The organism is Nostoc paludosum FACHB-159, from assembly GCF_014698835.1.
Lineage (GTDB): Bacteria > Cyanobacteriota > Cyanobacteriia > Cyanobacteriales > Nostocaceae > Nostoc > Nostoc paludosum.
Map to the genome: position 1 here is coordinate 97158 of NZ_JACJTU010000007.1, position 14433 is coordinate 111590.

Genomic DNA, 14433 nt, shown 5'->3' on the forward strand with positions numbered 1-14433 from the left:
ATTGTTTAGTCTATGGATTTTATGAGTGAATAATTATTTAAAAATAATGCTGAAAAGGTTCACCCATTGCAGTTAAAATTTTTCTCGAACCAGAGTAGGGATTACGTGCGTGGGCTGTCAACATATTATCGAGCATTAATATATCGCCTTTCTGCCAAGGATAAACAATCATTTCTTGTTGATAAGCTTCACGAATTTCTGCAATAACTGAGTCTTCAATGGAAGAACCATCGCCATAAAAAGTGTTATATGGTAAATCTTCTTCTGTAAACTCGCTGAAGAATTTTTCTCGAAATTGTGTTTGCAAACTCGATACATGCCAAAAAACAACATGGTTAAACCAAACCATTTCACCCGTTTTTGGATGTTTTGTTATGGCTGGACGAACTTGACGAGTTCTTAAACCCTTGTCATCTTTCCACTCAACTTCAATACAAGCATTACGACAATATTCTTCCATTACAGCTTTGTCTGTTGTGTGATAGACTTTCTGCCAAGGTAAACCAAATCCATTTCCATAGTTGCGAACTAACATCCAACCTTTTTCTTGAAAGCGTTCTCTAATGCGAGGATGAATACGTTGAAATACTTTTCTCACATCAGCAATTGGAGTTTCTCCTCCTTGGCTTGCAGGTTCTATGCAACAAAACCATATCTTCATCGGGTAGGTATTGGCATAGGATGATTCATTATGTAAGGCAATGGTTTGCTCAGCAGGAAATTCGGTAGATGTGTAAACTTTTTCGCTTAATTTAGTACGAGGTGTGGAAGATTCTATGTAAGGCATTAATTGAGGACATACGCCGCTAACAAATTGCTCAAAATCCTCTTTTTGATTAATAGTAAAATCTCTAAATAAAATTCCTCCATATTTAAATAAGTTATTGATAATGAATTCTTGATTCTTTTCAGCCCAGATTGGCAAATTTAAATCGCTGAATTTAGGCGAAATAACTAAAGGTAGTTTATCTCCAGATTGTAAAAAAGATTCTGTAATTAATTCTTCTGGCGATAAGTTAATTACTTTAGGTTTGGGTTGCGATTTAAATGCTTTAAATTTTTGGCTACGGGCTTGTTTAAATTCTTCTTGTTTTGCATCTTGCCTTTGTTTGTCTGCTGTTACCAGTATTTCTTTGATGCTTGTAAATTTAATATTAGGTTGAGCAACAACGGCACGCAAAATTATTTCATAATCTTTAATAAATTTAGCGATCGCAGTAGCATTAAATAACTCTGTGCTATATTCCAAACTACCACTCAACCCTTGTTCATTTTCCCACATAGTAAGTAATAAATCAAACTTAGCTGTGCCATTGTCAATCTGTTCGACAATTTTCAACTTCAAGCCTTCGAGTTCTAGTGGAAGCGTTGGGGCATTTTGGAGAACAAATTTAGATTGAAACAGAGGTGTACGACTCAAATCTCGTTCTGGTTTCAAGGCTAAGACTAACTGGTCAAATGGCATATCTTGATGTTCGTAAGCAGCCAAGGTCACCTCACGAACGCGTTTCAATAATTCCTGAAAAGTTGGATTTCCTCCCAAGTTAGTACGTAATACTAGCTGATTAACAAAAAAACCAATAATATTCTCTGTTTCAGGAAAATTCCGGTTAGCGACATCTGTACCGACAACAATATCATCTTGCTTTGCGTAGTAATGCATTAAGGTTTTAAATGCTGCCAATAGAGTCATAAATAGAGTGACTTCTTCTCTACGGCTTAATACTTTAATTTCTTCACAAAGTTCTTTTGAGAATTCTATATGTTGTCTACTACCGCGAAAAGTTTGGATTTCAGGACGGGGATACTCGGTAGGCAATTCCAGTACAGGTAAGTTTGCAAGTTGTTGTTTCCAATAAGATAAATGTTTTTCCATCACTTCACCTTGCAGCCACTGATTTTGCCAATAGGCGAAGTCTGCATATTGAATTGGTAATTCTGCTACAGGTGATGGTTGTTTTTTCCTGAAAGCTGCATAAAGCGCAGATAATTCACGAATAAGTACACCAATTGACCAACCATCAGAAATAATGTGGTGCATTACTAACACCAATACATAAGACTCTTCGCCTAAACGCAATAAATTAACTCGCAGCAATGGACTTTTATTTAAATCAAAAGGCCGTTGAGCTTCCTCCAGAATTGACTGCTGCACCGTAACAAATTGCTTTTCTGCTGAAATTTCACTTAAATCTATGATTGGCACAGCAATAAAAACAGATGAAGCGATTATTTGTATAGGATTTCCATTTACTTTTTTAAAGCTAGTGCGTAATACTTCTTGACGGCGTAAAAGTTCTTTAAAAGTTTGTTCTAAAGCATGTATATCTAAATATCCGTTCAGGTAAACGGCAGCTGGCATATTATATGTAGAACTTCCTCTTTCCAATTGTTCTAGAAACCACAATCTTTTTTGAGCAAAAGATAAGGGTATTTCTTTGTCTCGTGAAACTCTTTCAATTGGTGGCAGTGGCTTAATACCTAGCTGCTTTTCCTCAATACTTTTGGCTAATTTTGCTATTGTTGGTAGTTCAAAAATTCGCCGTATTGGTAACTCGACATCAAGATTTTTATTAATCCGGGATATCACTTGGGTTGCTAAAAGTGAGTGTCCCCCGAATTCAAAAAAGTTATCGTTAATTCCTAATTTTTCTAATGCAAGTACTTCCATCCAAATCGCTGCTAATTGTTTTTCCATAGCGGTTTGAGGTGCAACAAACTTTTCCTCAAATTCTGGAAGTACTGTATCAAGAGCAGGTAGCGCCTTACGGTCAACTTTACCGTTAGGTGTTAGTGGAAGTGCCTCTAATATTACAAAATTTGTTGGCATCATGTAGCTTGGTAATTTTGACTCCAAAAAGCTACGGAGTTCAGAAATTGTTAATGTTTGTTGGTTTTGAGGAACTAAATAAGCGACTATTCTTTGAGAATCTAATGAATCTTTACGTACTACAACTACAGCTTCTCGCACTGCGGAATGTTGGGTAAGGAGTGCTTCAATTTCTCCTAGTTCAATACGAAAACCACGGACTTTTACTTGGTTGTCAATGCGACCAATATATTCGATTTCTCCATTTGGTAAATAGCGGGCTAAATCTCCTGTTTTATACAAACGCCCAGCTTTTTCACTAAATGGATTTGGTATAAATTTCTCTGCTGTCAAGTCGGGACGGTTGAAATAACCTCGTGCAAGTCCGTCGCCACCGATATGCAATTCCCCTGCTACACCCACAGGAACTAACTGGTTGTATCGATCTAAAATGTAAAATTGTGTATTAGCGATCGCATTACTAATCGATATAATTCTACTATCAGTTTTTACCTCAGATGCTGCTGACCAAATCGTAGTTTCTGTAGGGCCGTACATATTCCATAAAGAAGCACAGCGATGCAATAATTTATTAGCTAAATACCCAGGTAAAGCTTCTCCACCACAGAGAATTTTTAATTGATGATTCCCACTCCAGCCTGCTGTTAAAAGTAGTTGCCAAGTCGCTGGTGTCGCTTGGATAACTGTTGCTTTGGAGTCTGCTAGTTTTGCTGACAATTGCATTCCATCCGAGGCTATTTCCCGACTAGCAATTACCAAAGAACCACCAACTATAATTGGTAGAAAAAGTTCTAAAGCAGCAATATCAAAAGAATATGTTGTAACTGCCAGTAAAGTATCATTTTGGGTTAATCCTGGTCTTTGCTGCATGGAGTACAAAAAGTTGCTCAAAGCGCTGTGAGGAATTTGTACGCCTTTTGGTTTACCTGTAGAACCAGATGTATAGATGACATAAGCTAGGTTATCAGTAGTTAGTTCAGAAAATAAATTCTCCTGACTTTGTTGTGCAATTTTCTGCCAATGTGCATCTAAACAAACGACTTGGCTTTTATTTTGCGGTATTACTTCTAAAAGTGATGTTTGAGTTAGTAATACTGGGGCTTGAGCATCTTCTAAAATAAATGCTAATCGCTCTTTTGGATAACTCGGATCTAGCGGAATGTATGCTCCACCTGCTTTGAGTATGGCTAATAATCCAATCAGCATATTTAGGGAACGTTCTACACAAATCCCTACCAAAACTTCCGATTTTACTCCCAGTTTTTGTAAATAATGTGCTAATTGATTAGCTCTGGCGTTGAGTTCGCCATAGGTTAATTCCTCATTTTCAAATACTGCTGCTACGGCATCAGGTGTTTTCTCTACTTGCGCTTCAAATAACTCATAAATACACTTTTGAGGATAATCAACTTGGGTATTATTCCAATCTAACAACAATTGGTAATGTTCCTGTGCAGTCAGCAATGGCAAGTCTTTAACACGCTGTTGCTCCTTGGCTGTCATACCCAATAATAATGTACGAAAGTGCCCCAACATTCGAGCAATTGTATTTGACTCAAACCGATGGCTTTCATAGAAAATTTCTAATAATAATTCTGAATCCACCTTCACTGATAGAGTGAGGGGATAATGAGGATGTATAAAACTACGAACATTAGATATTTTTAAATTACTAACTTGGTATAATTTACAAAAATCTGTTGGGTAATTATGAAAATTAACTATACTTTCAAATAAAGGTTGCCCAGATGGTATATCACTGCATTTTTGAACTTTGATTAATGGGCATTGTTCATACTTTCTTGTTTCATTTTGCTGTATTTGTAGTTGCTTTAACCAAGAGACAAGAGATTCTTCTGAATTTACACGCACTCGCACTGGCAGAGTATTGATTAACACTCCTACCATAGATTCAGTTCCAGCTAAACCACCTCGACCAGAAACAACACTTCCAAAAACAACATCATTCTCTTTGCTATAACGGCTTAAAAGAATAGCCCATGTACCCTGTATTAAAGTATTTAATGTTAGCTGCTGCTGTCGTGCAAAAGATTGCAATGTTAATGTTTCGGCTGTGGATAATTTAATATATTGCTGTTGATATTCTTTCTGTTTATCAGACAAATTACTAGAGGTTTCGTCTACACTCAAAGGAGTAGTTGCATTAAACTGTTGCAAATACCGTCGCCAAAAAGCCTCACTTTCGCAAATATCCTGCTGTTGCAGCCAAGCTATATAATCTCGGTAAGCACGAGGTTTTTTTAAATCTAAATTCTGATTTTGACTAAATGCTCTGTAAAATGTAAAAACTTCATCCATTAGCAAAGATGAAGACCATCCATCTAGTAGCAAGTGATGATGGCTCCAAACAAACTGATAGTTATTTTCGGCTAATTGAATCAGAGTTAACCGCATCAACGGTGCTTGATAAATATTAAAACCTCGCTGTTGTTCTGCGGCTAAAAAAGTTTCCATACGCTTTTGCTGCGTAATACTTTCAATTGACTGCCAATCTTCTTGGTTCCAAAGCAATTTAACTTGTTTATGTACAATTTGAGCAGGTTCTTTTAAACCTTCCCAAATAAAAGATGTTCGTAATATTGGGTGACGCTCTAGCAATTGTTCCCAAGCTTGCTTGAATGCTGGAATATTCAATTTTCCTTGCATCTGGCAACTGAATATTTCGCAATAAACTGCTGAATGTGGGGCATAAAGGCTGTGAAATAATATGCCCTGTTGTGTCGGTGAAAGTGGATAAAAATCTTCAAGGTTTTTCATTTTATCAATAAAGTTAAGAGTTATCAATTTTCGCCAAAATACTATCAATTTCAGCCTGACTCCATTGGGTAGACTTAAATTCTGCAAAGTCAGAAGGTGTGTAATTTATTAACGAAGAAGATTGAAAATCTCTAATTAGCGATCGCAAATTTTCTACAAAACCTTCAGTTAATTTTTTAACTGTCTCTGCTCGATATATGTTTGTGCTATAAATCCAATCAACTTTTAACTGATTGTTAATAATTAAACCATTAATTTCTAACAGATGGCTACGATTTCCTTGCAAACTAACAACATTTCCGGAAGATTTTTCAGACAGCTTCCACAAAGTAGATTTGGGTAAGGTTTCTTCTAGGTTACCAAGGTAGAGGAAAATTACTTCTGCTGGCTGTAGCGATCGCAATTTTTCTGTAATTAGCGTATCATGACTTAAATATTTGAGAACGCCATAACCAAGTCCTTGGTTGGGAAAGTTCCGAACTTGCTCTTTAACAACTTTCAGCACTTCCACAGGTTCGCATAAACTCCCTATTTCTAATAAAATAGGCGCAATATTAGTAAACCAGCCTACTGTTCTTGATAAATCTATATCATCAAAAATTACTTCTCTACTATTACCTTCTAAATTAACTAATAATGATGAAGTTCCAGCCCATTTAGTAATAGTTTGAGTCAAGGCTGCCAGCAATATATTATCCATTGTTAATCGATAAGCTGCTGTTACTTCGTCCTGCAATATCTTGGTCTCTTCAACACTGAGCGTAATTGATATAGTTTGAGATGATTTAACATTATTTATACCCTGTGGATAATCAGTTGGTAAGGGTAGTACCCATTCACGAGATGCTGCTAACCAATAAACTTGCTCTCGTTGCAATTCAATAGATTCTGCGTATTCAATTAATCGTTGTGACCATTGCTTAAAGGATGTCGTTTTTAAAGGTAACTTAATAGTTTTTCCTTGGCTTAGTTGCTGATATGCTGTTTGCAAATCATCTAATAAAATCCGCCAAGAACCAATATCTACAGCTAAATGGTGGATAACAAACAACAAACGATTTGCTTGATGTTCTCCCATGTCAAAATAACCAATTTTGACAATCGTTCCATCTGATAAATTTAAGCTTGCCTGTAACTCGTTAGTAGATATTTCAAATGCATTTTCCTGCAACTCTGGTGAAAGCTTAGATAAATCTAACCGTGAAATCGGTATAGTTGCTTTGATACCTGTATTAATCTGTATCCAATTAGATTCTAAGAGTTTAAAACTCAGACGCAGAGCATCGTGGTGTGCTAGTAAATGTTGAATTACCTGCTGTAAAATCCCAATATCTACAGGTTGTTGTAATTCTAACAAAATAGCTTGATTCCAATGATGAGAGTCAAAATTATTTTGCTCAAAAAACCATTTTTGAATCGGTGTTAAAGCTAGTTCACCTTCAACTAATCCCTGTTCAGCAGTTACAGTTTTTGTTATAGTTACAATCTCTGCTAATTGCGCGATCGTTGGGTATTCAAATAAATGTTGATTAGTAAATCGCAACCCTTCTTTGTTCGATCTAGCAGTAATCTGCACGCTCAGGAGGGAATCACCCCCTATTTCCAAAAAATTATCGTAGATTCCTATCTTTTGAATTCCAAGAATTTCTTGCCAAATCTCAGCTATTTTTTGTTCAATTTTATTTCGAGGAGCAACATAATTATTACTCAAGTTTGGTCGTAAATGAATGGCTTGAAAATTCTGTTCTTGAGAAAATTCTTTTGGTTTGTTCCATCGTTCAATTCTAGCTTGTAAATCTGTCGTCGAAATTATTATTTGATTAACTTTTGGTATAGATAAAATACGTTCAAAGACCTTTATACCTTCTTTGTTAGTTATGAATGAATCGGTGGAAATCTCTGGCTTGCTTGCTAATTCCACAGCTAATTCACTAGTCAACCAGTTATCCCAATTGACACTTACCCAGCGAATAGTATTCCTCTGATTATGTTGGTAAATAAAGGCATCTGTAAAATGATGTGCTGCTGGATAAGCCGCCATTCCCAAAGCACCAACAACAGATGATACGGAAGATATCAATACACAAAAATCAATTTGTATTCCCTGCAATACTTTTTCTAATACAAAAAGTCCATACCCATTTGCTTTTAGTTGTTGTTCGCATTCACTCGGAGTTATTTCAGCAATTGTTTTGAATAATTTAATTCCCGCTGCATGGATGACTCCGTTAATCTGAAAAAATCGCTGCAAAGTTTCATCAATAACAGCTTGCATTTGTGATTCGTTTGCAACATCAGCCTTCAATATCAAAACTTCTGCACCAAGTTGTTCAAGAGAACGCAGCTTTAGGATTTTACGGCTGTATTTATCTCCTTCTTCATGGGTAGCTAACCACTCATCCCATGTTTCTGCTGCGGGAAAATTTGAGTGGGTTGTCAGTACTAATTTTGCTCGTATTGTCTTAGCTAAATATTCCGCAAGTTCAAGTCCAATACCTCCTAAACCACCAGTAATTAAATACACTCCTTCTTCCCGCAATGGAGATGTAGTCGTTTCATAGTGCAATGCTTCATAGCTTTGTACCCAGCGATGATGCCCGCGATATGCAACAGTAACATCAGTAGATTTTGTATTTAATTCGATTAGCAGCTGCTGTATGAGTTGGTTTTTTAAAAAAGTGTGAGAAGCGGGATTTACAATATCGATATTGCGACAGATAATATTTGCAAACTCTTGAGGAATAACTTTACACATCCCTACAACAAAAGCTTTTTCAGGGTTTAAACTTTCAGTACCTATGACATCGTATAAATCATTGGTGGTAACCAAAATATCTATAGGTTGAGTAATACCATTTTTATCCAAAGATTTAGTTAAGAATAATAGACTGTAAAAACCCAGATATTGAGAATTTTCAAATAAATCAATTCCTGATTCTATATGTTCGCTTGGTATAACACTCCATAAATGTAATATTACATCTGGAACTCGATCCAGTGCTTGTAAATTGGCAATTAAGGCATCATAATCTTCCGGTGATTGAGTATTTATGGTGTATATGTGATGGTTATTTTGCCTAAACTGTTCTGCTATGGCTACAGAAATTACATCACATCCACTACTTGCCAAATTGTTCGCTATTTCTTCTCCAATACCACAATTATCTGTAAAAATTAGTACTTTTTTTCTAGATTTAATACCTTGAGGTGCAATAGATTGCTTCCAAACTGGAATATAAAACCAGTCTACAATATCTAGCTTTTTGTGGTTTGTTACTAAATAATTTTTGGATGTTTTCTGTGATTCAATCCAATATCTTTCTCGCTCAAATGGATAGGTCGGTAAAGCCAAGCGATCGCGCCTTTCCATTGTATAAAACTTTGCCCAATTAATACTAATTCCAGCTAGCCATAAACGACCCAGAGTGTTCAGTAAAAATGCAATATCAGCTTGTTCTTCTTTAGGATGGCGTAAAGAAGAAAGTATAATTTGCTGCTTTTGTTCTCGTATATGCTGTTTGGCGAAGGTACACAAAGTACGCCCTGGCCCAACTTCTAATAAAATTAAATTTGGCTGTTCTAATAATGTAGATATACCTGCTGTAAACCTCACTGTTTCCCGTAAATGCCTTGTCCAATAAGTTGGATTTGTTGCTTGTTCTGTTGTTATCCAAGTTCCGGTCAAATTGGAGATAAAAGGCATCTGGGGAGGACTAAGTTTAACTGTCTTAACTGCTGTAATGAATGGTTCTAAAATAGGTTCCATCATTTGCGAATGGAAGGCATGGGAAGTATGTAAAAGCTGACATTCTACACCTTGATTTGCTAGCTGTTCTTTTAGTGCATGTATAGCTTTATCGCTTCCTGAAACTACACATGAATTCCGTGTATTGCAAGCAGCTAGAGATAAATTTTCATTAAGAAGAGATTCAATTTCTGCTTCTTTTAAAGGTACAGAAAGCATTTTCCCAGAGGGTAATTGCTGCATTAGTTTTCCACGTATGGCAACTAAAGCTAAAGCCTCTTCAACAGACATAACTCCCGCAAGGCAAGCAGCGACATATTCTCCTACGCTATGTCCGATCGCTGCTTGAGGAGAAATACCCCACGATATCCACAACTGGCTGAGGGCATACTCAACGACGAATAACGCGCTTTGAGTAAAACAGGTTTGTTTGAGTTTCTCTGCTGCGGCTGCTTTTTCAGTCTTGTTGGGATAAATGAGCGAACGCAAATCTAACCCTAAATGAGGTGTTAATATCTGACAACACCAGTCTACTTGCTCGCGAAATACTGGCTCAGTTTCGTAGAGTTCTTTACCCATGTCTGCATATTGAGAACCCTGTCCAGGAAACATGAAAGCGATAAAGCGGTTCTCGTTTGGCTCTTGAAATTGTGTAAAAACTCGTTTTGAAGCCTGTTGGTTGAGTTCGTTAATGGCATCTTGGATATCACAGCAAACCAGCATTCGCCGATAATTGAAGTCTCTGCGCCCCACTTGCAAGGTATAAGCCACATCTGCCAGGTTTTCATCGGGATGCAACATCAGATGTTGGGCAAGATTTTGGGTAGCAGTTTGTAGCGCAGACTCGGTTTTAGCAGAGAGCAATAATAGTTGCCAAGAACGAGAACCACTAGAAGCCGGAAGTATTGGAGCTTCTTCCAAAACTACATGGGCATTGGTTCCCCCCATTCCTAAAGAACTCACACCAGCACGACGTGGGGTAGAATCTGTTTGCCATTGCGTCAGTTTTGTATTGACGAAAAAGGGACTATTAGCAAAATCAATTTCTGGATTTGGTTGTTCAAAGTTAAGGCTGGGTGGAATTAACTGATGTTTCAGGGCTAGGGCAGTTTTGATTAACCCTGCAACTCCAGCGGCGGCATCTAAATGACCAATATTTGTTTTGACTGAACCGATGGCACAAAAACCTTTCTTTTGAGTACTACCACGGAAAGCTTTTGTCAATGCTGCAATTTCAATGGGATCGCCCAAAGCTGTGCCAGTACCGTGAGCTTCAATATAGCTGATTGTCTCAGGCTCTACTTCTGCGAGCATGATTGCTTCGGCGATCGCTTGTGCTTGGCCATCTACACTCGGCGCTGTAAAACCAACTTTCACAGCACCATCATTATTGATTGCTGCACCTTTGATGACTGCATAGATGCGATCGCGATCTGCGATCGCATCTTCCAACCGCTTGAGGACAACAACCCCCACGCCATTACCAATAGTTGTTCCCTGTGCTTTAGCATCAAAGGCTCGGCAATGGCCATCAGGAGAAAGCGTCCCTCCCTGTTGATACAAATAACCCGTTTTTTGTGGGACTCGAATAGAAACTCCCCCTGCCAAAGCTATATCACATTGATAACTCTGCAAACTTTGATAAGCCAAAGTCGTAGCAACTAATGATGTGGAACAAGCTGTTTGAACTGTAATACTCGGCCCTTTCAGATTTAATTTATAAGAAACACGGGTAGAGATAAAATCTTTATCATTACCAATTAACTTTTGATATAACTGCGCTGACCCTAATTGCTCATCTTGTAAATCAATAGATAAGTAGTTATTTAAGCCAGTACCAGCATAAACTCCAATCCGACTTTCACATTTAGTGGAGTCATATCCAGCATTTTCTAATGCCTCCCAAGCACATTCTAAAAATAGACGCTGTTGAGGGTCTGTAAATTCGGCATCTTTGGGATTAATGTCAAAAAATGCTGCATCAAATAAATCTATGTTTTCTAATATCCCGCTAGCTTTAACATAATCCCCATCATTTAAGTAAGTTAAATTAACACCACTAGCTATTAATTCTTCATCTGTAAATAAAGATATTGACTCTACGCCATATTGCAAATTTTCCCAAAAATCATTGATATTTTTGGCTCCCGGAAAACGTCCTGCCATTCCTATAATAGCTATTCCTTCGACTACATTATCGAGAATTTTCATATCGAGTACACAGTTATGCTAATAATTAACTCAAGACTTTGTATAATATTCAAATCATCAAAATGGTTTAACAGTTTTCATGAAAATAAAATCAGATTTATAAGTACTTCCATCTGGTTCCGTATCCAAATTAAAATCAATAGACTTCTTGCAGAAGTCGGGAAAAGGGGAAGGGGGAAGGGGGAAAGGTTTGGTATTTTCCCTTTCCCCTTTAACCTTTTCCCTTTTCCCACCTCTTGCAAAAAGCACTTTTGCAAGAGGTCTAATATTAGTCCAGTGGATATGAAGGCGATCGCCGCAACCAAGATTTAGACACTTCATAAGCTGATATTTTTCACAGTTTTAGAGATTATTGTTTTAGGTTGATAGCTTGTTGGCTACAATAATTTAATCATTCAGATAACTTAGTAGAGAAAATATTCTTCTTCTGGTATCAGTAAATGATCTACGTCCGTGTAAAAATCTTGAATTATCAATCATTACTAAGTCACCTGATTCCCAATCAATTACCTCAGCTAATCTGTTCATGAGTTCCTGAATTTGGTTGATAACTCCTAGAGGAATGGGTGAGCCATCTTCAAAAGTAACGACTGCTTTGGGGTTTTTATACTCAGAAATTAAACTGTTTGCAAAGGCATATTGATTACCATATTTTGTTTTGACTACAGCAGAACAAATATATTCTATATAAACAGATTGGTCTTCATTGATTCGGTAACTTAAACCTTCAATACCGTCCAAAGTTTTTTTAACGTCAGCAATGCTAGCGCCTGTACCTAAAAAACGTTTCCAATCCACAGCAGGAAATTTTTGCAAAAATCTAATCTTTCTAGAAATAAATAAATTCTTCAGTTCCCCACTCATTTCCTCCCAAACTCGAACACCATCCCAGAATAAAGTTTCACCACCCTGTGCTGCTGGTACACCGCAGCAAAACCAAACTACATCTGGACGAAAGGGAGAATTAGCATTCTCACAGTGAGGACTAACATAATGCATTCCAGGATCTACTAAAGTGATATACCGATTGTTTGGGTCAACAATGGGTCTATCTTTATCTAAGACAAACCTAGAACTGAATTTTTCTGCAAAGGCTTTCATCTCTTTATAAGTAACACCAAATCCTCGAAAAAGAAGAATACCAAATGACTTAAACATTTTCAAATTTTCTTGTCGAGGCAAATCTAGAATACTATTACCTTGGTTGTTGTAAATTATTTGAGCATTTGTGCTTGTGTCGAAATTGATATTTTTCATATTCAAATTTGTTCAAGTATCTGATTTTTCTAGAAATAGTAATACAGCAAATCAATAAAAAATACTAATTCAAAACTTTAAAATTCATTTCTGAAGCAAGCAAATATCGATTTAATATTTCCACAGCTACTTAGGCTATGTAAGGTCGTATATCACCATGCCCACCCCAAGCTACGATTGTAATTTGCATATTTGTTTCCTGACGTATTCTGCAATGGGTTGAAATTTTATTTTTTGGAGCAAATTAAACATAATTAAGAAACCTTTAAAATCAAACTTCAAACGGCTGAAATTTAGAATACCTTAGATACTTTTCAACAAACTTTATACTAAACTTAGCCTCTTATTAGCTGGCAAATGTTTATCAAATGCTGCGATCGCTTGTTGAATACCATCCTCTCTCGCAATTTTCTTACTAATTTCAAGTAGGCGAGTTTGCATTGCGCGATCGCTAATAGCAGTTTGAATTGCTGCTGCTAACTTTTTAGCAGACAATTGCTCTTTATCCTGTAGTTCAAAATCAATACCTAAACCTGATTTTGCCAGCTGGTTTGCCCAAAATTCTCGATCTGTCAAGAAAGGATCTGGAATAGCAATTGAAGGAATTCCAGCGCGTAAACTACTCATAATTGTTCCCAAACCACCATGATGTACAACTACTGCCACTTTTGGAAATAGCCATTCATGAGGTATCAAACCTTTAATCAAAAATAATCGCTCTGTAGGTTCAGTATCGTTTTCCTCATCCTCTGAACTCTGCACAATTATTCGCCGTCCGGTTAGTGCTGAAACTTCTAGCAACACTTCTTTTGTAAATTGATTATTATCCCAAATCTTACTAATATAAATTGGTGGCAAGCCTTCAGATAAAAAATCTATTAGTTTTGTAGAAGGTTGCCAATCTTTGAAAGTATCTAAAAACCAATAACCTGTTAGATGTACATGTTCCTCCCATTCAGATGGTTTAGATATCAGAGGGCTAAAACTATAGATTGTTGGTAATTTTTGTTGCTGTAAATTAGTCAACAAACCAGCAAAAATAGGAAGAGGTGGTAAATTTAAAGTTGCCTGCCGCCATTTATTAATAGTTGTGCGAATATGCAACCAAAAAATCATGTCATAAACCAGATAACTCAGTCTATTATAAGTAGTTCCCAATATCTTGAAAGGAGGCATTCCCACGTAATGGAAATCTTGTGTTTCGTGATGAGGTTGCATAGGAGCGAAATAACACGGCACACCTAGTTTTTCTGCAATATAGTAACAAGGATATGCAACTCCATTAAATATAATCGCCTCTGCTCCCTGGCACGTCTGCCATAACTGAGCTAGCATACTATTTTCAATTTTCAGATCGTCTGATGAATAAGCTATTTCATTGAAAGTACGAATGTTAAAAATACGCTTTTTATATAGATATTTCTCAAAGTTTGGAGGCTCCCAACCCATAGCAACAAATTCAATTCCAAAACTTTTGATAAATTCTCCATGATCCTCAATCGTGGCAATTCGCACTTCATGTCCAGCTTTTTCTAACCCTAAAGCTAAAGCGACATAAGGTCTAACGTCACCATGCGAACCGATTGTAGCAATTGTTATACGCATATAATAT

General features: G+C 36.9%; 4 protein-coding genes. All 4 read right to left on the reverse strand.

What is annotated here, in order from left to right:
- Nucleotides 1-37: 37 nt before the first annotated feature.
- Complete coding sequence (locus tag H6H03_RS09315; protein WP_190954856.1) at nucleotides 38-5608, reverse strand: non-ribosomal peptide synthetase; 5571 nt, start codon at nucleotides 5606-5608, stop codon at nucleotides 38-40.
- A 13-nt stretch (nucleotides 5609-5621) separates the two neighbouring features.
- A complete protein-coding gene (locus tag H6H03_RS09320; protein WP_190954857.1) occupies nucleotides 5622-11564 on the reverse strand; it encodes a type I polyketide synthase in 5943 nt (1980 codons plus the stop codon).
- A gap of 387 nt (nucleotides 11565-11951) precedes the next feature.
- Nucleotides 11952-12821 carry a TauD/TfdA family dioxygenase gene (locus H6H03_RS09325; protein ID WP_190954858.1) on the reverse strand — a complete coding sequence of 290 codons (870 nt, stop codon included), beginning with the start codon at nucleotides 12819-12821 and terminating at the stop codon, nucleotides 11952-11954.
- A gap of 324 nt (nucleotides 12822-13145) precedes the next feature.
- Nucleotides 13146-14426 carry a glycosyltransferase gene (locus tag H6H03_RS09330; RefSeq protein WP_190954859.1) on the reverse strand — a complete coding sequence of 427 codons (1281 nt, stop codon included), beginning with the start codon at nucleotides 14424-14426 and terminating at the stop codon, nucleotides 13146-13148.
- Between the last annotated feature and the right edge of the window lie 7 nt (nucleotides 14427-14433).